The organism is Bacillus sp. JJ675, assembly GCF_036963165.1.
Lineage (GTDB): Bacteria > Bacillota > Bacilli > Bacillales > Bacillaceae > Bacillus > Bacillus glycinifermentans.
Genome location: NZ_JBALMR010000009.1, coordinates 24,298 through 44,715 on the forward strand (window position 1 = coordinate 24,298; position 20,418 = coordinate 44,715).

Consider the following 20,418-nt stretch of genomic DNA (forward strand, 5'->3'; position numbering starts at 1 on the left):
TCCTTTCGACATACTTATTATAACACGTATAAAAATACGTATCAAGTATCTTTTGTTATTTTTTATTTATTTCAATGGGCATCCTACGGGGTGCTTTTTTATTTGGGTAGCTACTGACCACGGAAGGCGTTCGGGTGCACACGGATAGCCGGATGAAAGCAAGCGTTTCAGGGGGTTCAGTCTTAAACCCCTTGGTTTTATGTTCTCTGTAAACCGGGTCCAGTGAATCTCAGAATAGACGATTGGCGGCCAATGTGGGCCTCTGAGTGTGGGCTCGGTTTAGAAAGAATATACCAGGCGCTTTCCCAAATGGGAGGGCGTTTTTTATTTAAGGGAGGAATAGCCATGAAACCGTTATTGGTGGATGTCGCTGTAAAAAAAATAGAACGGATAACAAAAGAGGATATTTATCACGGTGGTATCAGCATAAAAAAGAGTGCCGGAGTGTCTATTGTTGCAGCTGTCAGATTTGAATTCGGGACTACAGTTAAAGGTGACTTCTATTTTCCGGGTGAACAGGAAATGAGCTTTTCAAAAGCTGAAAAGAAAATACGTGAGTTGTTCGTCAAAGAAGGAGGAACAAACGATGAAATTTGGTAAAGCATTGGATTTACTGAACGACGGTTATAAAATTACCCGGTCTGGATGGAACGGCAAAAGAATGTTTTTGTATTTAATTAAGGGTAGTGAATTAGCTAAAGGTTTGAAATATGGATATGGCGAGTATCGAGGGGAACCGGTATTCGACAACTTTATCGTTATGAAAACAGCAAATAACAAAATTGTCCCGTGGCTTGCGTCTCAAACTGACATGCTCGCAGAAGATTGGGAGATCATCAAATGAAGTTTGGACAAGCGTTGGAATTACCCGATCACGGTCACAATATAACTCAGTCTGGCTCGCACAAGTATGTGTACGTGGTCGGTCGAACGGCTATAGATGCGAAAAAGCAATGGCGTAACATACGGTCGCGTTATCCGCAGTACAAAAACCCGATATTTCTTTCGCGCAACGCTTCAAGCCTAGATGGTCTTAGTCCTGACAGAATGGTACTCGTTTTGTTGACGGGCTATTTAGAGAATCCCATAGTGAAAAACGATTTCTTTCGTTACTTAGTCGAGAATGCAGCGGAGGTTAATTTCGAATGAGGGGATGGCGATTGGTACAAAGGCGTATGAGTAGGGAACGTAAGCAGCGTTATAGATACCTACGAGAGCAACGAAGAGAACGCGACTATGAGCTTGGACTTATACAACTTGCTGGCCGTCCGTTCTGTAAGCCCAGACTAGTACGACTAGGGCCGGCGCTAACCCTATCGAGATTCATGGCGGGGGCAAGGCGATGAATACTGACCGTAAGAAGGAGGAATAGCATGGACGCAGTTTACGAACATCCGTTTATGACAATGTGGTTTATATTCTGGTTTGCTTTTTGTTTGCACGGAATAACCGTCAAAATAAAAAAATGGTAACTAAGGAGGAACAGTGATGAGCAAACGAGTCATTCAAAGGTTAGCACATGGCGCATTGGTGTGGGACAAAGGAGAAATGAAGTCTCATTTTGTAACACATGAGGAAGCCGCAAAGCTTGAGCAAGGGACGGTAGCCGAAGAAGCAGCAGAGGATAAGGCAGAGCCAAAACCAAAGGCAACCAAATCGAAAGGGACAAAGAAGGATGAAAAGACTGATACAAAATGAGATATTGCATTCATGACGGCTGCCGGACTCTCTTAGAGGAAGGCAGCTATTATTGTGATCAGCACAGGCCGAGGAAGAAAAGCCGAAAGCAAAACAAATTTCAGTCTGCTAACAAGTCTTTCTATCGATCTGATGCCTGGAAGGCCATGAGAGAGTACATTTATCAACGTGACGGCGGCACTTGCAATGAGTGTGGTCGTTTTGTTTTTGGACAGAACGCGCACATTCACCATGTCATTCCGATTTCCAAGCAGCCAGAATTGAAGCTTGATGAAACCAATTTGATTCTCCTTTGTCCAAAATGCCACGCAAAAATAGAAAACCAAGAAAAACAATCCCCCCCATCCGTTTTTACAAAATTTTTTTGATTTGGGGACAGGGCAGGGGGAGTCACGTGTATACAAAAATGAAATTTTAAAGGGGGGTGTGAGGGAATTTGAAGGAAATGACACCACAGCAGCGGTCGGCCCGGACAAGAAAATTGAAAAAAATACGAGCTGATGAAGAAGGGAAAATTTTAGCCTGGCTGAAAGAGGCGGGAACATATTCTGAAACCCTTACGCCTCTGATCAATACCTATCTGGATGCTCATGTGATCTATACCCAAATGTATGAAGAATGGCGGGACGAAGGTTTTCCGGCCACGCGGCTGCATCAAAATAAAGCTGGTGCAGTAAATGAAATGAAGCACCCTCTTGCTCAACAGGTAGCCGATTGGAACACTAAAAAAAGCAAGCTGCTTGAACAGCTCGGCCTTACGCCGAAGCTTCAAAAACAAGTGGGTGCACAGACAAATTCTACTACAGACGCCTTTCAGAGTTTTAACTCTAAATGGGGTGCTGATAAGTGATAGAACCCGGTGTGAACTACGCTGATCTATATACTGATCAGGTATTGAAAAATAAAAAAGATCATTGTAAATCGGTTATAAAAGTTGTTGAGCGCTACAAGAGGATGAAAAAGCGAAAAGACGTTTGGCTTGATGTCGATGAGGCAAATAAAGTCATGGATTTTATAGAAACCTTCTGCAAACATTCAAAAGGAGAGCTTGCCGGCGAACCAATTGAATTGGAACTATGGCAAAAATTCATTTTCACAAACATTTACGGCTTTTATAAAAAGGATGACAAGGGAAGGACCGTACGGGCTGTTCGGACTGTTTATATTCAGATTCCACGGAAAAACGGCAAGACTGTTTTGGCGGCCGGTGCTGCCACATATGCAATGTACGCAGATGGAGAAAAGGGCGCCGAATGTTTTACAGCGGCGACCGATGCAGAACAAGCGAACATTGCCGCAAAACAAATTGCGGCGACTATTCAAAACAGCCCAGACCTTAACACTCGAACCCAAATTTATAAAGGCCCGAAGGGGCACATTAACGCTATCATTTACCGGTACACCATCAACGGTACACGGTTTGAAAATAGCATCCTGCCTCTGTCTAAAAATACACAGGGCCTTGATGGTAAAAACCCTCATTTCGTTTTGCTGGATGAAGTACACGCGCAAAATAATGCTGACATGTACGACGTTTTAAAATCCGGTATGGGTTCGCGGTTGCAGCCGTTAATGTTCATCATTTCGACAGCAGGAAAAGGCACGACTTCCGTCGGCCTGCAAATCTATGATTATGCGCGGGGCCTATTGAATAACAAAAATGAGGAAGAAGAGGACATTTCCTATTTCACGTACATTACTGAACCCGACAAGGGAGATAAATGGGATGATCGGAAAGTCTGGAAAAAGGTGAACCCAAACTGGGGAATCAGTGTCCAACCTGACTTTTTAGAAAGTGAGTTTAAAACGGCTCAGATGAGCGCGGAGCGAAAGGATGAGTTTTTGGCCAAGTATCTGAATATTTTCGTCCGCAGCACTGGCACGTATTTTGACAAAGATATTGTCCAGAAAATGATCGAGGACAAGGAAGGGAACCTGATCAAAGACCTAGGCGATTTATCCGGCGAACAGGCAGTCATTGGCCTTGATTTATCCAGAACGACAGACCTCACATGCGTGTCTATTAATATCCCGACCCATGATGAAAACGGAAAATCTATGTTGAAAGTCAAACAGATGTATTTTATCCCGGATCATAACCTGGAAGCACGCGAAAAAATGGAGAACATCCCGTATCGGAACTTGGCCGAGCGGGGTTTTTTAACGTTATGCCCTGGTAAAACGATTGACTATGATATGGTTGTCGAATTCATTGTGGAATGTTCACGAATCTATGATGTTGAGCAGGTCAATTATGACCCAGCTCTTTCTCAAAAAGTGGTTGAAGCCCTTGAGGCCGAGGGATTGACCTGTGTTGAGACAAAACAATATTCGACCGTTCTCAACGCTCCTTTTGATGACGTAGAAGTATTAATGTATGAGGAACGAATTAAGACGGATAATCCCCTTTTTATCTATTGCACAGAAAACGTCGTAGCAGATAAAAACTTTCAAGGCTTGAAGCGGCCTTCCAAAAAGCAAAGCAAAGCCAAAATTGATGGCTTTGTTGCCTTTTTGAATGCCCATAAAGAAACCATGATGATGCTGGTTGATTACGATGAAGACGAATATGACGCAATGCTTAATGAATTGTACAGATAGGGGGTGATGAGAGTGGGGTTTATCCGTAATTTAGCGGGACGGTTCAGCAAACGCAGTTTCAATTGGTTTCAAAACTCATATTTTAATTATGGTGCATTTGTCAATGACGATAATATCCTGAAATCCAGTGACACATACAATCTGATGAAGCTGATCAGCGATCAGGTCGCATTGACAGATTTTGTTGTGGAAGATGGAACGACGGGTAGAGACTCAAAAGACCCGCGGGCTCTTCAAGCTTTGCGGATTTTAAATTGTCCGAATGATTATTTAACCGGTTTTGAATTTAAGAAACTGCTGACCAATGTATATTTGCTCCGCGGTGACGTGTATGTCTTCTACGATCAAAGCCAGCTACACATTTTGAATAATGCTTATAGCGAGCTGACCGCCGCCGGAACGGAGAAAATCACTGTGTCCGGTGAAGTCGTTCCGTCCTACATGGTGAGGCACATCAAAAATATAGGCTTGAGCCATTTGGAGGGTGTTGGCCTGTTAGAGCTGGCAAAGGAAACGCTGGAAGGCGTCATGAACGCTGAAAAGGCGCTGACTGAAAAATATAAAAAGGGCGGGCTTATGGCGTTCCTTCTTAAATTAGAGACGCACCTTTCCCCGACCAACACGAATCAAACCAAAACCGTAAAAGCGATACTTGACCAGCTTGAGGGGATTAAAGATTCAGGGAAAACAAAATTGATTCCTTTAGGCCGAGGGTATGAAATTGAAGCTCTTGAATCCCCTGTGGATGATGAAAAGACGCTCAAGTATTTGAATATCTACAAAAAGGATTTAGGTAAGTTTTTCGGGATGGATAAGGACCTGCTGGACAAGCTCGAAGAAAAAGACATGGAACAAGCCATGATGAAGCTTTACACGAGCTGTCTACAGCCTATTTTTCGCAACATCGAAGAGCATTTGACCATTTTGTTCTTCGGAAAAGATAGCGGGCTGCGCCTGAAATTCCGTCACAATCTCTTAAACTTCGTTGGAATGAAAACAAAAACAGAGATTGCCTACAATCTGGTACGGACATCGATCGCCGTTCCCGATGATGCACGGGAAATGATCGGTTTCCCACGTTTGAATACAAAAGAATCCACCAAGCTTTATATCAGTAAGGACCTTGTGGGCTTGGATAGACTGGAAGATGTTCTGAAAAGCAGCCTGAAAGGTGGTGATGAGGATGGATAAAGAGCAGCGGACTTTTCAAATCAAAGGGCTGGAAATTCGGCAACTTGCAGATCAGGAAGAGACACCACAAATAACCGGTTATGGGGCTGTTTTTAATAGTCCGGCCAATATTGGCGGGATGTTCACCGAAGTGATCGCACCCGGTGCCTTTCAAAAAGCGTTATCAAGACAGGCCGATGTCCGTGCCCTTTTTAATCACAATTGGGATTATGTGCTTGGGCGGACACGCAGCGGAACCCTGCAACTCGAAGAAGATGACAAGGGTTTGAAATTTACTGTTACGCCGCCAGGTACCTCTTGGGCAAATGATCTGCGCCGGAGTATGGAGCGCGGCGACATCAATCAATGTTCTTTCGGCTTCAACGTAGTAAAAGATGAATGGAATTATGATACATCACCGGCGACACGCACGATTCAAGAGGTAGAACTCTTTGAAATTAGCGTTGTCGCCTTTCCTGCTTATGAGGATACAGAAGCGTCACTAGTCCGATCTGGTGACATTTATCAGAGGGCAAAACAAAAAAATGAGCTGCGGCAAAAAAAGCAGCAACTAATTAATAAAATTCAGGAGGCTACGAAATGGATAAATATTTAGAGAGACGTAAAGCAGCAATTGAAGCACGTATGAAAGAAATCCGGGCTGATCTCGAATCCGATCAAACGGAAGCTTCTTCCGTTGAGAAGCTTGAAAAAGAAGTCACTGAACTATCAGAAGAATTGGAAGTTATTAAAGCAGAGCTTGCAAAACTAGAAAGCGGTGAGAGTGGAGATGCTTCCACGGCCGAGGGAGAAGGAGAAAGAGACGGCAACGAAAGCGATGAAGAAAGGGAATCAGATGAAACAGAACAGCGCGGCCAGCAGTTTTTCGATACAGAAAAGCGGGACGCTATTGTCAGCAATATCATGAAATCTCTATCCTCTGAAAGCCGCAAACAGGCAAAAAAGGGGGAGCAGCGCAAAGCTTTCGCAAACTATCTTGTCGGACGTATCAGCGAAAACGAAGCGCGGGCGATGGGCGTTGAGACAACCAACGGTAAAGTTTTAATTCCGGAATCTCTATCAAAAGAAATCATTACCTATGCCCAGGAAGAAAACCTGTTGAGGAAATACGGAACCCGCGTTCAAACAAAAGGGACACAAGGATATCCGGTTCTAGTGAAGAAAGCAAAAGCCCAACGGATTAAAACTGAAAGAACATTGGACAATCCAATTCCGCAGACCGACATCAATTTTGATGAAGTATTTCTGAACCCTTCTGAAATTGATGCGCTGGTTTTGATCACCAAAAAATTGCTTGCTATGACTGATATGCCGGTTGAACAAACGGTTATTGAAGAGCTGAAAAAATCCTATGTAGAAGAAGAGGCAAATTTCTTCTTCAATTCTACAGATAATCCGGGTTCCTTGATTCAAAAAGCTGTTGCATTTAATCCGGGGAATATGGAGGTTTATGACAAGCTTGTTCGATTGAAAAATTCTGTTCCAACGTCTAAACTCAAAAATTCTCGTTGGATGATGAATAGAGCTGCCCTTACAGCTATTGAAACGTTAAAAGATAAAGACGGAAAGCCGTTGTTGCGCGAGGCTTATATTGAAGGTTCCTTTGGTTACAGGATTCTGGGCTATCCGGTTGATGTAACTGATTATGTGGACGGCAGCACGCCGGATGTACCGCGCCTATACTTTGGTGATTTTAGTTCATTCCACATTCAAGATGTCATTAATTCTTTAGAAGTCAGCAAGCTTCTTGAAAAATACAGCGATACAAACCATGTCGGCTTCAAAATCTGGCACTTAAATGACGGCCAATTGATCTACTCACCATTTGAGCCAACAGTATTTAAATTGGAGTTGACGACTGATGGCGGAACTACATCGGCTTAATGATCGCTTAAAAGAGCATTTAAGAATCGAAGACAGTGAGGAAGATTCCTTGCTGTCTTTTTATTTGCAGTCGGCTGCAAATTACATCAAAAGGGCAACAGGGCACGAGGATGATCATTTGATTATTCTGGCGGCCGGCATCTTTTATGAATTTAGGGTGACGGAAAAAAGCATGAGCCTTGCCCTGGATGCCTTAACCCCGTTAATCCTTCAAGCGGAAATGTGTGGTGATGACAATGCCAGTGAATCCGGGGATGCTCAAGCATAAAATTGAGATTCAAAAGCGGGTGCTAGGGCGCAATCCGGAAACGATGAAGCCGGAATATAATTGGTCAACCTTCACAAAAGCATGGGCCGAAATTATGCAGCCGCGGGATCGTTACATTATCCAAGCATCTGCGGCACACCAGGAGAATACTGTATGGTTTCGCATCCGTCATCGGAAGGATATTGAATCAGGCTCTATGCGTGTTGTGTACAAGGGGCAGCCCTTTAAGATCGAAGAGGTCATTCCCGATTTGCAAAATCAGGAGCTTATGACATTGCAATGTGTGGGGTGGGATCATGAGAATAGCAGTTCAAGTTGATGGCTTTGACGATGCTCTTCGCCGTCTTGAAAGGTTTGGGCAAGATGTTGAAAAACGTCAAGTCAGAGCATTGCGAGCCGGCGGGAACGTTTTAAGAGACGGCATGAGGGCGGAGGTTCCTGTATCAGAAATTGATCACAAACACATCAAAGATGATATTAAAGTACGGCAGACGCCGAAGAAAGACAGACCGATTCCAAACGCAGTCAGCTTTGATATTGGCCCCGGAAAGGAAACGGCTTGGCGGGCGAAGTTTGTTCATAACGGCTATGTTGCAAAAAACGGCCGGTTCGTACGAGGCAACCCGTTTGCTGTTCGAGCTTATCGGCTAAAACGCGTGGCAATCAACCAGGCTGTCATGAATGAAATGCGGAAAGGGGCAAGGTCATGATTGATTATGAACCGTACATCGTAAAAGCCCTTTTAGATGATCCTGACGTATTTCAGATGACTGACGGCCGGATATATGCCGGAAACTTCCCTTTAGAGGAATCTCGTGAATATCCTCACATTTTAGTTCTGGAGATGGATAACGTTGATAAGAACTATGAGGACAATAAAGCCGTATCAGTGGAAATTGATATTCAAGTCAATATATGGGTGAAGGCTGATGGCAACATAGGGCCTTTACAAACCGCGGTAGATAAAAAAATGAAAGCTCTCAAATGTAAGAGAATGTCTGTTACTCCTTTTGACGAAGAGGAACGCTCTGCTTTTAGAAAGGCTTTTTTATATCGAACAATTGTGAAATTAAAGGAGGAAGATTAATGGGCAGTGTTAATGTAGGTCTTGAAAATTTAGTATATGCCAAGCTCATCAAAGACGAAAAAGGAAATATTCAATACGGGCCTGTACAGCTTTTTGCACCAGCTATTCAAGCAAACGTTGATACAACTAGTGAAATGAGTACACTATATGCCGATAACGGGCCGATTATCGTCAATTCCAATATCGGAGAAACAAAAGTGAAATTGGGGATTTCTGAAATTCCTCAAGATGTCCTATCAGATATTACAGGACAAAAACTTGTGAAAGGGGTCATTGTGTGGAAAAAAGGTGTTGTTCCTCCATATGTCGCCCTCGGGTTTACAGGAACAAAAGAGGACGGAAACGTACGCCATGTTTGGCTAACCAAAGGGCGCTTTGGAATCCCAGGCATTGATTGGAAAACCGCTGAAGATAAAACAGATTTCCAAACAGAAGAAATTGAGGGCACATTTATTCAACGTAGTGACAAGGTCTTTAAAATCACCGGTGACAGCAGCGTGGAAGGATATGAAGAATACAGAGATACATTCTTTGATGAAGTATTTGACGTCTCTAAACTTGATAGTTCTTCAACGGCTACGGCTTCAACCACAACCACAACCACAACTAAAACAAGTACAAGCGGGGGAGCAGCATAATGTCTAAACCTTTGGAAATTACATTACGAATTGACGGTGAAGATGTAGCGTTTACGCAGGAATTTATCCCTTTTAAATTTAAGCGTAAAGCACTTGAAATTGAGAAGTACGCGAGAAGCGATGAGGCAGAACCAGAGGAAGTTGAAAACAGACAGTTGAACCTTATCGTTGAAATTTTTGATAAAAAATTCACAAGAAAGCAGATTAATGACGGTCTGAATACGATCGATCACCGGAATGTGATTTATGACATTATCGGGGTCGGGGTTCTCGGCTATCCAACCCGTGAGGAAATCGAAAAGGAAAAAGAGGATTTTGACCTGGGAAAGCTGCTGGAAAAGGTACAGAAAGAGTCACAATAGATCAGGCATTAGACAACGTCAAAGATATATATGTTCAATTGATGGACGAAAGAGGATGGACGCTAAATGAAATTGATAATAGCGACTATCCTTTTTTTATTGAATTGCTTGAGCATCGGGAAAAACTCAAGAACCCGAAAGAGCAACGCAAGCGGGCAAAAACTGTGCCGATAGATCATGTGTTTTAGGTGGGAGGTGAGACTGTGGCAACGGAAAGCTTAGGAAATATGATTTATCGCTTAGGGTTTGATGATGGCGGTTTTTCAGCCGGAATGGACAACGTGGCGGAAAAAATGGCGTTGGTTCGAAGTGAAATGAAGGCTTCTGCATCGCAGTTTGGAGAGCTTGGAGACGCATCCGACAAGCTGCGCCAAAAACAGGAAGGTTTGTCCAAACTGTATCAGCTACAAGGTTCAAAAATCGAACAGTTGCGGGCAAAATATGAAGAGCTCGTGCGTGAAAAAGGAGAAAACTCACAAGCTGCTTTACAACTGGCCCAAAGGATCAACAATGAAACGGCCATGTATAACCGTCTCGGCCGGCAGTTAAGGGCTACGACATTAGAAATTAACACCCAAAATTCTGCATGGACCCGAGCAGGCAGAAGCTTGCAAGAGTATGGCGAACGCCTTCAAACCCAAGGCGAACGGCTACAGACGATAGGAAAGGTAGGATTCGCCGGGATTACGGCTCCTATCGGGTTGCTGGGAGGATTGGCTCTTAAATCCGCAGCAGATTTCCAAAAAGCCCAGGGCAAAATCTCATCTTCCTTGAACATGACGAAAGAAGAGGCGCAGGAAGTAGCCAACATATCAAAAGATGTGTGGGTTAGCGGCTTCGGTGAATCACTCGAAGAAGCAAACCAGGGCGTTATTGATGTTAGAAAAAATCTTCAGGGCTTAAAGGGCGAGGAACTCGAGCAGGCCACAAAACGGGCTTATGTTCTCAGAGATACTTTTGAATTTGAAATACCTGAAAGTACTCGGGCGGCAAAAGCCTTGATTGATAACTTTGGTGTGGATGCAGGGAAAGCTTTTGATTACATCACCGTTTCTGCACAAAAAGGCGGCGATTATTCAAACGAGCTTTTAGATACGATCTCAGAATATTCAGCTCAGTTCAAATCAGCGGGGCTTTCCATTGACGGCATGTTTAACATTATGATTCAAGGCGCGCAAAATGGCGCTTGGAACATGGATAAGGTTGGGGATGCGGTCAAAGAATTTAATATCCGCGCTCAGGACGGTTCAAAAACGACTGCCGCAGGCTTTAAAGCAATCGGTCTGGATGCTGACAAGATGGGGGCAGCCATCGCCAAAGGCGGAAAAGAAGGGGAACAAGCCTTCATGGCAACCGTGTCCGCCTTAGCAGCCATGAAAGACCCAATGGAAAAAGATCAGGCTGGCGTTGCTCTATTCGGTACCCAATGGGAAGACTTGCGGGGTAAAGTGGTAACTGCATTGAATCCTACCAAGGATATGCTTGGTGATGTTAAAGGTGCCACAGACAAGGCAGGAAAGGCTTTAAAAGATAACTTCGGGGATCGTGTGGCAAAAGATTTTAGACTATTGCAGACTAATTTACTCCCAGTCGGTGAAATTTTACTTGATAAGATCGAACCAGCTTTGCAAGCGGCAGGAAAGACAGTCAAAGACTTTACGAATTGGTTTCAAGGTCTATCGCCGGCCATGCAGAACACAATCGTTATCGCAGGATTGGTTGCTGCGGCATTTCCTCCTGTTGTCATTGCTTTAGGTGCAGTTGTATCAAGCATTAGCACCCTCACTGGTGCCCTGGGTAGAGGTGCCGCAGCATTCGGCAGATACAGAGCCGAAGCAGCTATGACCCAACGTTCAACGGCACAATTAGCGGCCGCGAACACAGCGGCAGCCGTACAAATGAATGCAAGCGGCGCCGCATTATCTCGTAATACTCGCGGTCTTCGTGGTATGCGTGGAGCTTCATCAGCGGCAAGTGTAGCGTTGTCGTTGTTTGGTGGCAAATGGGGTGGCGTTCTTAGTATTGCAACTATGTTCGCGCCTGAGATTATTAAAGGCACAAAATCACTCTTTAATTTTCGCGGGGGCGCACGAACAGCAACAGCGGCAGCCGAAACTTTGGGCGGCGGTGCAGCCCAAGCAACTGGCAAATTTGCCGGGTTTGGAGCAAAGGCTCTGGGCCTTGTTAGAAGCCTCGGAAGTGTGTCGCGAATTGCTGGGATTGCCCGGCTTGGTTTCAGTGCATTAGGTGGCCCAATCGGGCTTACGATTACCGGGATCAGCCTATTGGCAGAAGGCGGGTATCACCTGTATAACCACATGAAACAAGAACAAATTCCGACGCTGGACAGCTTTGGGAAAAAAGTTTCTGAATCCACGACAAAAGCTGTTTTGGGCTATAAAAAATTAAATGATCAAGCAACCGTCCAGCTTAACAAGCTGCAATGGTCCGGTGAAACTGTCTCTAAAAAAACGGCAGACAGTATCGTCCAAAATTTTGATCAGATGGGCAACAAGATCAAAACAAGTATTGAGACAAAAGGAAACCAAAGTTATCAGACTCTTAGTAAATTCCTTTCATCCAGTAAAAGCCTGAGTCAGAGGGAACAAAATGCAATTTTAAACAACGTAAAAAAGAAGCAAAATCAAGAAACCCAGGCTGTCGATAAAGGGCAGAAACAGATCAAAGAAATATTAAACAAGGCCAGCGCAGAAAAACGCCAGCTTACACAAAAAGAACGGACCCAAATCAACAGCATTCAAAAGAAAATGATGAACACGGCTGTTCAAACCATGAGCAAAGGCGAGGTAGAACAGAAGGCTATTATGAGCAAGCTCAAAAACGAGTCGAAAAATATTACAGCTCGGCAGGCAGCCGATACAATCAAAAACAGCATAAAAGCTCGTGATGGCTCGGTGAAAGAAGCAAACAAAAAATATGATCAAACTGTGGCAGCAATCGTCCGGGAACGGGATGAGACAGGTTCTATCAGTAAGAAACAAGCTGATAAGTTGATCAAAGAGGCAAAACGGCAGCGCGACGGCTCTGTTAAAAAAGCAGAGGAAATGCACAAAAATGTTGTAAAGGAAGCAGAGAAACAAGCAGGCGGGCATATTGATCAAGTTGATAAAGAAACAGGCGATGTCCTCACAAGATGGGATAATTATGTTATTGATCAGGCAGTCATTGTCAATACCGTCACCGGCGGAATTAATAAGATTCTTGAATTTATGCATATCCCAACCATTCCAGAATGGACACCAAAAGGCTACAATAGCAAAAAAGGTAAAAAGCTGAATGGTAAATATGCAAAAGGAACAAATTTTCACCCTGGTGGGGCGGCATTAGTCGGTGAGGAAGGTTGGGAGCTGGCACATTCACCGGGAATTGGGACGTATGTTGTCGGTATGAGCGGCCCGCAAATTTGGGACCTTCCGCGTGGAACTTCTGTCCTTCCTCATGATGAATCTAAAAAGCTAACATCTATGACGCAGATGCCTGGCTATGCCGGCGGGGTCGGCGACTTTTTCAAAAAAGCTGTGGATGGCTCTAAAAAGATGGTCAATGGGGCTGTATCTTTTGGAAAAAGCGTCGTAGATAAAGTCGGGGATGTCAGCGCGGCTGCAATGGATTTGCTTACCAACGGCCCAGGTAAATTAATCAAAAAATTGTTTAATGGGCTGATCCCATACAAATCAGGGAAAGGCATTGACTCATTTGGAACCGGTATAATCAAGATTTTAAAAAATGGGGCTACCGAGTTTCTAAAAGGGGTTATGCCGGATCAGGAAACATTCAAAGGAACTGGCGGGTCGAAAGCCGTCAACCAATGGGTAACGGAAGCAGTCGGCATCGCGGGCGTGCCTATTTCGTGGATTCCTGGACTTGTTACAATCGCCATGAAGGAGAGCGGCGGGAATCCGAACGCTATCAACCTATGGGATTCTAACGCAAAAGCCGGGCATCCAAGTCAGGGCCTAATGCAAACGATCCCGTCCACATTCAACGCCTATAAGTTTCCGGGACATAACAACATTCTAAACCCGATAGACAACATTCTTGCGGCCATAAACTATATCAAGGCGCGTTATGGAAATATATCAAATCATCCGGGTTTAAAATCGATGGCCCGAGGCGGCGGATATGTTGGATATGCTGCGGGCGGAGTATCACCGGGCGCAGGCGGCACAAAACTTGCGGCTTTGAACGAAAGAGGGTATGACGAACATATCATCACGACGGACCCTAAATATCGCGAAAGAAGTATCGGGATTTGGGCCAGAGCCGGGCAAGAATTAGGCATCCCAGCGCAGACCGTTCCGCAAATGCCGTCCATTGAACCGATCACACAGAGGCAGGATCAACAAATCGCATTGCTAATAGAACAAAACGCTCTTTTAAGAGATATTGCAGCAAAAGAGGGCGATGTGATCATGTACGGTAAGAAAGTCGGCAAGGTCTTAACGGCTATCAGTACAAAAGAATTCAATGATAGAAGCTCATTGATTGGAGGGATTTCATGAGGGATTTGGATTTGATCATAGGTGATAAACCCATAAGCGAAATTCTGCCCGGTGTGTCTCTCCTATCATTCGTCCCTGAATCTCCGGGTTTTGAACGTCAGACCGTTACCGTGAAAAATAGAAACGGTCTGATTATGCCATCAAAAAACAGTCCGGGACGGTACAAAGAAAGAAAAATAGCGGCTGAATTTGCAATCGAAGCCCACAACGCAGAGCAATTCTATTTGTATCGTTCGAATTTATATGCCTTGCTTGTCACCCAAGACCCATATCATGTGATTCACTCCTATGAGCCAAATAAACGATGGCTTGTGACAGCAGATGATGTGTTTTCTATTTCCCAAGATAGCGGGAAACTGGCAAACACTTTTTCTGTTACATTTACGGCTATTCAAGGATTGGCTGAATCTGTTTATGACAGTACTATTCCTGTGAACTTACAGGGAGAACGATTTAATCTAGGGATGAATATAAGCAAATTCAGCGAGCAGCCTTTTCAATTTAAAAACAAGAACCGTTTCAGCGTATACAATTTTGGGGACGTCACCCTTTCGCCTATTGAGCATGATTACAAAGTGCAAATGTACTTTGAAGGCAAAGATATTAAGATCACTAATAAAACAACCGGGGACAGTATAACGCTTTCCGGCAGCCATTCAAAAAAGAATCTTTTGACGGTGGTCAAACAATATATCGTCAAAGGAAGTAATGTCATTTCTACCCGCGGCCGGTTCCCGGAACTTGCGCCAGGAGAAAATGAATTTTCAATTGAAAATGCAGATTATAGTGACCTTCATTTCATTACGCGATTTTACTATAAGTAGGGGGGCGGTAACAGGTGAATCAAATGTATGTTCAAGATCGGTTTACAGGTCAAAAATATGAAATTGTAGATGCCGCCCCACGTGTAACGGATGGAGTTGACGGGAAAAAAATTCTGGATTTTACTCTTGAAAATAGTTTAAGTGACCCATTGGCATTTAATGCGTTAACTGGACGTAATCTTATCGTTATAGATGAGAGGGTTTTTAAAAATCAAAAATATGTCATTCGAAATGTTCAAATCTCCCAAGATGGAGAATTGCTATCAAAGTCGATCTCGGCCAATCATATTTACGTCTTTTTGCTTGGAAAAAATCGCGTAGATGACGTGATAACGGGGGAAATTTCTCTTGATAAAGCCCTTAGACACGCCCTGAAAGGCAGCAATTTCACTTTTGAAATTATGGCTGATGCCAGAGACATCAAGCCCGTAAAAACTGATAGTTTCGGGGATTCTTTTTCCATTGACCTGATGGACTCTATCGCCTCTAATTACAATGTTGAATTTGATGTGAATAATAAGCATATCTACGTGTATAAAAAGATGGGCCGTAGAATTAATAAAACCCTTGATACCAGGGCAAATATACAAGGACTACAGATTCAAATATCCGAAGATAATACGGCCACACGCGGGCGCGGCTATGGGAAACAAAAAGAAGAAAAAGACATGTTGGGTGACGAATCAATCGGATACGAATCAAAAACTGGTTCATGGACTTATGATGAGTCATTAAAAGCTGATAAAACATCAAAAATTGGTTCAGCTTTTACTTTCTCTTTTACAGGCACAGGATTCAGGTTTAAAACTCTGACTTCGAAGCTTGGCGGTAAATGGGAATTTGTCATTGATAAAGATACAACGAAGACGATTTCAGTCTATAAAGACAATGATCCGAAAGAGGAAGTAATAGAAGTGGTCCGGGGCTTGGATCATAAAAAACATAATGTGGTTGCGACCTTTAAAAGCAAGGACAGCAAAAACCCAAACACAAAAGGCACAAAAGGTGCTGCGCCGGTTATGTACTTGCTTCGCGGAAATATATTTGAGATTTACAGAGAATTTAAAAATGAAGATGAAAAATATGTGTTTCCTCCCGTCCTTTTTGTTCATCCAAATGAAAAGGATTTTTTAATTGAGGGGCAGCCGACATGGGCAGAAACCATAAGAGACGAATCGATTACAAAGGCGGAAGATATGAAAGCCCTCTTGAAACAAAAAGTTAATCCGTTTCCAGAGGTCACAGTTGATATTGATTTTGAAGAAATTGAGGTCCCTGAGTTGAAAGGCATAGAAGACAAGATCACAAAAGGAGATACCATCCACGTCATTGCGGACACGCCTCAAAACGGCATTACATTTGAGGACGATCTGCGCGCGGTAAGCATGGTCTATAATCCGTTGGATGACACCGAAAAGCCAGAAGTCACTTTCTCCAACTTTAGAAAAGACCTGATTGATATTCAACTGGACAGCAGGCGCCGCATCAAAAAACAAGAAAGGTATCTGATCGAGCAAAAAAATCAGATAATGGCCCAAATACAGGCGGCCAAAGCGGAGCTTCTTAATGTGGTGAACGCAACACAAAGCAAAATCCCCCGAAACTTTACGTATACACTGACCTTTAATTCTGGTGTTTGGGCGGTCACGGGCGGTCCGGGGAATGTTTCTGTCAGTTCTTCTGCCCTTCTTTTGGAAACTGATGATGATTTTCAAATTAAGTATGTAACAGCTGAGAGCTCAATTGTCATGAAACAAAACAACGTTTCTGCCTCTGTTGATTATGAAGAAAATCAAACGGACAGCTTTACAGTTTCCCTTCTTCAAAACGGAAAACTATTGGATCCAGCAAACGCCCCGGAAGGTTCAAAAATAACAATTCTGATCGTGGGATACAGTTAAAAGGAAAGTTGGTGATAGTCATGTTTCACTTGGAAAAGCAGCATAATCCTGTCCCTAATGGAAAGCTTCTTTCACAATTGGACGAAAATGCACGGTTGACGGAAGAGGCAATTAACGGCAATATCAAAGCTTTAAATTCCCATAAGAAAGCAGCAACAGCCCACAAGTCGGATCAGATCGATCACGGCGGGTTTACAGTTGCGAACCGATTAGATAATCTTTCGGCGCGGTTTGCTAACCTGGTCGTAAATCACGACGGGAAAGATGTAAAAGAGGTTGTGGATGCCAGGGTAACAACTGACGGGAAAATCGCACAAACGTTGAAAGACCGACTGGATTTAGAATTTAATAAGCTTGAACAAAAAATAAAAAGGGAAGTATATGTTGATGATTTCGGTGCTGTTCCGGATGGGGAAACCGACAGCACGGAGGCATTCAGAAAGGCTGTAGGGGACGGCAATGTAAGGGTTCATTTAAGTGCTGGCACTTATGTCGTTCGAGGGGCTAAATTGCCATCCTGGACCTATCTGATTGGTCAAGGGAAAGGTGTTACCATTCTCAAACTGCATGAGGACACACCGGCCAGCGAATGGGTCATCACAAATGCCGATTATGAAAACGGGAACCGAAATATTTTTGTACAAGGAATGTCCCTTGATTGGAACCCGGACAGGCAGGGCGGTGTCGGGGCTACTTGCGGCCAGCATTCAAGCTGTTTGACCTTTGCAAATGTACAATTTGGATGGGTGAAAGACGTTGAGGCCATTAACGCGGGTTTGCACGGATTTGATATAACAGCGCCCACGTATGATCATCTTGCATCTACACTATATACAAAAGACGGATGCCGATATATATGGCTGGACAACTGTGTCGCTTATGGGGCTGGGGACGACGGGATTACTACGCACTACAGTGAATACATTTTTATTTCAAATTCTTATTCTTTTGATCAGCGCGGTACAGCTCATCCGAAAGGGCAGTCAAACTCAAACGGCATCGAAGTTGATGACGGATCAAAAAACGTTTGGCTGATTAATAACTTTACATCTGGTAATATCCGGGGTGTAGAAGTTAAAGCACATACTGAATGGCCAGCATCTCAAAACGTTCATGTCATCGGCCATGTGTCTTATCGTGATGTGCGTTCTTTTGATTTAAGGCATATCGGACACCATAAGGCAGCTGATCCGGAAAGCACGACGGCCTATGATGTCACCTTAACGGATTGTACCGCAATCGAACCGGTATTCAATGACATGTATGCAGGGCTGTCGCCGCGTGCGTTGGTTGTTTCAGCTTATAAAAATGTCCAGATTAACGGCTTTACGGCCATCGGTGACCCGAATTATGATTACAAAAATAATCCGGCTGTGGCATTCCAGTATAGATGCCGAAACATTACAGTAAACGGAATTAAAATTCGCGGATTCAAGAAAGCGGGGGTAGACATTCATGTCATTGGGGGTGATCAAAAATCTGATCATGTTAAGATTTCAAACATCGACATTCGGGAATCTGCACCCCAGGCGATTGCGTTAGGTGCTGGCGTCTATAACGTTTCCCTAATCAGTGGATCGCTCATAGGTTCAAACGGCACTTACGGAATTACATCACCGAATAACCAAGCGTTGATCTTCGGCATCATGGCCGAGGGCTATAAAGTTCCGGCAATGTTCGCCAAAAAAGAACTCCCATTTGTGCCGACGAATATCCCCGGCGGCTTTAAAGCAGCGGCCGCCTCAAGCGTTGTTTTAGACGAATCAAGCGCCATTGTGGGGGCTACCGGGGCCAATATTGCAAAAGGCCCGCGGAATTTTATGGGCGGGGTTGCCGGCGGCTCTTCCACAGAAGGATCGCGTCAGGCCGTTATAGCGTCCAACGATTCGCACACGAAAGGAGACGGACCGGCACGGGCAGTAATCGCTTCCCAGGCTGTTATCAATACTGACAGCTATTCACTGGCTGGCGGATACGGCAGCGGAACCCCTTCGGAAGAAAATATCAAATGGAAAATCGGCTCCACAAACGGAAATATCCAAGGTGTTGGCCGTGTGGAAAGCGTGTCCGACTTCAAAGACCTTGCGGAATATTTTGAGTCCAAAGACGGCCGCAAAATTGAATCCGGTTATCTGGTGACCTTGGACGGAGACAAGATCAGGAAAGCCGAAAAAGGGGACAAGGTCCTCGGAGTTATTTCTGAGACGGCCGGGGTCGTTATGGGCGGTGCGGCTTTCTATTGGAATGACCGGTATCTTAGGAATGAGTTTGGCGGCATGATCTACGAAACGATTATCGATGACAGCGGCCGGAAACTCAAAATTCCAAAAGAAAATCCAAACTATAACCCTGATCTTGAATACATCCCGCGGGAGGAACGGGATGAGTGGCATGTCGTCGGGTTGATCGGCCAGGTATACGTTAGGATTGATGAGACTGTCCAGGCCGGTGACCGGATCGTCCCAGTTGGCGGAATTGGAACTAAATCAGAAGATGGCGTAGGCTTTTACGTAATGCGTATTAAGCAGCCGTATTCTCTTCAAAAAGGATACGGTCTTGCCCAGATTTTCATACACCCACAGATGTAAGGAGGTTCAGTGATGATCTATAAAGAAGGTGAAGTAACTTTTGATATTAATGCTCGGGAATCCCCGGATAAATCAACGAAAATACAATTTTTCACCCAGGACACGGGCAGCGCAAAGCTGTCTTTTTCTTTTACAAAAGACGGCGCCCCATTGCCTCTTTCGGCGGTAGACGCCAAAATAGTCCTTCTGTATGCGGATGACTCATTTTATAAACGCAGCCTAGCGCTGACGGACAAGGTAAACGGGAGAGCTGAATACGTCCTATCTGATGAAGAATTGAAACACTACGGCCAGGTAAGGGCTGAAATCAAGCTTTATTACACAAACGGCCAAGCTATCGCAACGGTTTATTTTACTTTCTTCATCGCGAAAACGCTCGAGGATCAAAATATTGTCCCGGTGGCGGAATATTACATTGATGATGTGGAATCGTTCCGGGCTGGTTTAAATAAAACCATGGATGAAATTAGCCAGACGGTTGAGGAACTGAAAGCCAAGTTTGCCGATCTTGAGAACATTGAAACAAAGGACGGTGCCCAGGAGAAGGCCGACAGCGCGGAACAAAACGCCAAAAAATACACGGATGCCCAAGCAGCATCCAAAACGGATTTTGAAAGCCATAAGGCTGATGCTGTCAGCCATATAACGGCAGACGAAAGAAAAGCATGGAACGCAAAGGAAACACCGTCAGGAGCACAAGCGAAGGCGGATGCAGCAGAGAAGAAAGCAAAGGAATATGCTGAGCAAGTGGCGGCGAATATTGTTGATTCGGCTCCGGAAACGCTCAATACGTTGAACGAACTGGCCGAAGCCTTGGGCAACGATCCAAATTTTGCAACAACCATCACGACTC

General features: G+C 44.3%; 20 protein-coding genes and 1 pseudogene. All 21 read left to right on the forward strand.

Going from position 1 to position 20,418, the window contains the following annotated elements; genetic code table 11:
* Positions 1–345 precede the first annotated feature (345 nt).
* The gene (locus tag V7126_RS02440; RefSeq protein WP_175075426.1) at positions 346–600 is read left to right on the forward strand and encodes a hypothetical protein; all 255 of its coding nucleotides are present in this window, start codon (positions 346–348) and stop codon (positions 598–600) included.
* Positions 587–844 (forward strand): DUF2829 domain-containing protein, encoded by a 258-nt coding sequence (locus tag V7126_RS02445; RefSeq protein WP_335496473.1) that lies wholly within the window; start codon positions 587–589, stop codon positions 842–844. The genes V7126_RS02440 and V7126_RS02445 overlap by 14 nt, the downstream gene beginning before the upstream one ends.
* A complete protein-coding gene (locus V7126_RS02450; protein ID WP_335496475.1) occupies positions 841–1,149 on the forward strand; it encodes a hypothetical protein in 309 nt (102 codons plus the stop codon). The genes V7126_RS02445 and V7126_RS02450 overlap by 4 nt, the downstream gene beginning before the upstream one ends.
* Positions 1,150–1,488: 339 nt before the next feature.
* Positions 1,489–1,698, forward strand: coding sequence for a hypothetical protein (locus V7126_RS02455; protein ID WP_046129160.1), 210 nt, complete (start codon positions 1,489–1,491; stop codon positions 1,696–1,698).
* 146 nt (positions 1,699–1,844) lie between these two features.
* The gene (locus V7126_RS24015; protein ID WP_308442922.1) at positions 1,845–2,066 is read left to right on the forward strand and encodes an HNH endonuclease; all 222 of its coding nucleotides are present in this window, start codon (positions 1,845–1,847) and stop codon (positions 2,064–2,066) included.
* Between the two features lie 77 nt (positions 2,067–2,143).
* Positions 2,144–2,548, forward strand: a complete 405-nt coding sequence (locus V7126_RS02465) for a P27 family phage terminase small subunit (protein ID WP_335496628.1) — start codon at positions 2,144–2,146, stop codon at positions 2,546–2,548.
* Positions 2,545–4,299 (forward strand): terminase large subunit, encoded by a 1,755-nt coding sequence (locus V7126_RS02470; RefSeq protein WP_335496480.1) that lies wholly within the window; start codon positions 2,545–2,547, stop codon positions 4,297–4,299. The genes V7126_RS02465 and V7126_RS02470 overlap by 4 nt, the downstream gene beginning before the upstream one ends.
* A gap of 12 nt (positions 4,300–4,311) precedes the next feature.
* Positions 4,312–5,490 (forward strand): phage portal protein, encoded by a 1,179-nt coding sequence (locus V7126_RS02475; protein WP_438823787.1) that lies wholly within the window; start codon positions 4,312–4,314, stop codon positions 5,488–5,490.
* Positions 5,483–6,085 carry an HK97 family phage prohead protease gene (locus tag V7126_RS02480; RefSeq protein ID WP_335496486.1) on the forward strand — a complete coding sequence of 201 codons (603 nt, stop codon included), beginning with the start codon at positions 5,483–5,485 and terminating at the stop codon, positions 6,083–6,085. The genes V7126_RS02475 and V7126_RS02480 overlap by 8 nt, the downstream gene beginning before the upstream one ends.
* Positions 6,070–7,374 carry a phage major capsid protein gene (locus tag V7126_RS02485; protein WP_335496489.1) on the forward strand — a complete coding sequence of 435 codons (1,305 nt, stop codon included), beginning with the start codon at positions 6,070–6,072 and terminating at the stop codon, positions 7,372–7,374. Before V7126_RS02480 ends, V7126_RS02485 begins: the two co-directional genes overlap by 16 nt.
* Positions 7,352–7,642, forward strand: a complete 291-nt coding sequence (locus tag V7126_RS02490) for a head-tail connector protein (protein ID WP_335496492.1) — start codon at positions 7,352–7,354, stop codon at positions 7,640–7,642. The genes V7126_RS02485 and V7126_RS02490 overlap by 23 nt, the downstream gene beginning before the upstream one ends.
* Positions 7,605–7,961: a phage head closure protein gene (locus V7126_RS02495; RefSeq protein WP_335496631.1), complete on the forward strand. Its 357-nt coding sequence runs from the start codon at positions 7,605–7,607 to the stop codon at positions 7,959–7,961. The genes V7126_RS02490 and V7126_RS02495 overlap by 38 nt, the downstream gene beginning before the upstream one ends.
* Positions 7,939–8,352 carry an HK97-gp10 family putative phage morphogenesis protein gene (locus V7126_RS02500; protein WP_052948491.1) on the forward strand — a complete coding sequence of 138 codons (414 nt, stop codon included), beginning with the start codon at positions 7,939–7,941 and terminating at the stop codon, positions 8,350–8,352. Before V7126_RS02495 ends, V7126_RS02500 begins: the two co-directional genes overlap by 23 nt.
* The gene (locus tag V7126_RS02505) at positions 8,349–8,729 is read left to right on the forward strand and encodes a hypothetical protein (RefSeq protein WP_335496496.1); all 381 of its coding nucleotides are present in this window, start codon (positions 8,349–8,351) and stop codon (positions 8,727–8,729) included. Before V7126_RS02500 ends, V7126_RS02505 begins: the two co-directional genes overlap by 4 nt.
* On the forward strand, positions 8,729–9,367 hold the full coding sequence (locus V7126_RS02510; RefSeq protein ID WP_335496499.1) for a major tail protein: 639 nt from the start codon (positions 8,729–8,731) through the stop codon (positions 9,365–9,367). Before V7126_RS02505 ends, V7126_RS02510 begins: the two co-directional genes overlap by 1 nt.
* Positions 9,367–9,729: a phage tail assembly chaperone G gene (gene gpG, locus V7126_RS02515; RefSeq protein ID WP_043054118.1), complete on the forward strand. Its 363-nt coding sequence runs from the start codon at positions 9,367–9,369 to the stop codon at positions 9,727–9,729. Before V7126_RS02510 ends, gpG begins: the two co-directional genes overlap by 1 nt.
* Positions 9,730–9,932: 203 nt before the next feature.
* Positions 9,933–14,252: a phage tail tape measure protein gene (locus tag V7126_RS02520; protein WP_335496502.1), complete on the forward strand. Its 4,320-nt coding sequence runs from the start codon at positions 9,933–9,935 to the stop codon at positions 14,250–14,252.
* Positions 14,249–15,076 carry a phage tail domain-containing protein gene (locus tag V7126_RS02525; RefSeq protein WP_335496505.1) on the forward strand — a complete coding sequence of 276 codons (828 nt, stop codon included), beginning with the start codon at positions 14,249–14,251 and terminating at the stop codon, positions 15,074–15,076. Before V7126_RS02520 ends, V7126_RS02525 begins: the two co-directional genes overlap by 4 nt.
* A 23-nt stretch (positions 15,077–15,099) precedes the next feature.
* Positions 15,100–16,977: a prophage endopeptidase tail family protein gene (locus V7126_RS02530; RefSeq protein ID WP_335496633.1), complete on the forward strand. Its 1,878-nt coding sequence runs from the start codon at positions 15,100–15,102 to the stop codon at positions 16,975–16,977.
* A gap of 20 nt (positions 16,978–16,997) precedes the next feature.
* The gene (locus tag V7126_RS02535; protein ID WP_335496507.1) at positions 16,998–19,565 is read left to right on the forward strand and encodes a peptidase G2 autoproteolytic cleavage domain-containing protein; all 2,568 of its coding nucleotides are present in this window, start codon (positions 16,998–17,000) and stop codon (positions 19,563–19,565) included.
* 12 nt (positions 19,566–19,577) lie between these two features.
* Positions 19,578–19,946: pseudogene (locus V7126_RS24020) on the forward strand (BppU family phage baseplate upper protein); the annotation flags it as partial.
* Positions 19,947–20,418: the final 472 nt, after the last annotated feature.

Coding starts and splice junctions, on each gene's coding strand:
- V7126_RS02440 (WP_175075426.1), top strand. CDS start 346: ATGAAACCGTTATTGGTGGATGTCGCTGTAAAAAAAATAGAACGGATA.
- V7126_RS02445 (WP_335496473.1), top strand. CDS start 587: ATGAAATTTGGTAAAGCATTGGATTTACTGAACGACGGTTATAAAATT.
- V7126_RS02450 (WP_335496475.1), top strand. CDS start 841: ATGAAGTTTGGACAAGCGTTGGAATTACCCGATCACGGTCACAATATA.
- V7126_RS02455 (WP_046129160.1), top strand. CDS start 1,489: ATGAGCAAACGAGTCATTCAAAGGTTAGCACATGGCGCATTGGTGTGG.
- V7126_RS24015 (WP_308442922.1), top strand. CDS start 1,845: ATGAGAGAGTACATTTATCAACGTGACGGCGGCACTTGCAATGAGTGT.
- V7126_RS02465 (WP_335496628.1), top strand. CDS start 2,144: ATGACACCACAGCAGCGGTCGGCCCGGACAAGAAAATTGAAAAAAATA.
- V7126_RS02480 (WP_335496486.1), top strand. CDS start 5,483: ATGGATAAAGAGCAGCGGACTTTTCAAATCAAAGGGCTGGAAATTCGG.
- V7126_RS02485 (WP_335496489.1), top strand. CDS start 6,070: ATGGATAAATATTTAGAGAGACGTAAAGCAGCAATTGAAGCACGTATG.
- V7126_RS02490 (WP_335496492.1), top strand. CDS start 7,352: ATGGCGGAACTACATCGGCTTAATGATCGCTTAAAAGAGCATTTAAGA.
- V7126_RS02495 (WP_335496631.1), top strand. CDS start 7,605: ATGACAATGCCAGTGAATCCGGGGATGCTCAAGCATAAAATTGAGATT.
- V7126_RS02500 (WP_052948491.1), top strand. CDS start 7,939: ATGAGAATAGCAGTTCAAGTTGATGGCTTTGACGATGCTCTTCGCCGT.
- V7126_RS02505 (WP_335496496.1), top strand. CDS start 8,349: ATGATTGATTATGAACCGTACATCGTAAAAGCCCTTTTAGATGATCCT.
- V7126_RS02510 (WP_335496499.1), top strand. CDS start 8,729: ATGGGCAGTGTTAATGTAGGTCTTGAAAATTTAGTATATGCCAAGCTC.
- gpG (WP_043054118.1), top strand. CDS start 9,367: ATGTCTAAACCTTTGGAAATTACATTACGAATTGACGGTGAAGATGTA.
- V7126_RS02525 (WP_335496505.1), top strand. CDS start 14,249: ATGAGGGATTTGGATTTGATCATAGGTGATAAACCCATAAGCGAAATT.
- V7126_RS02530 (WP_335496633.1), top strand. CDS start 15,100: ATGTATGTTCAAGATCGGTTTACAGGTCAAAAATATGAAATTGTAGAT.
- V7126_RS02535 (WP_335496507.1), top strand. CDS start 16,998: ATGTTTCACTTGGAAAAGCAGCATAATCCTGTCCCTAATGGAAAGCTT.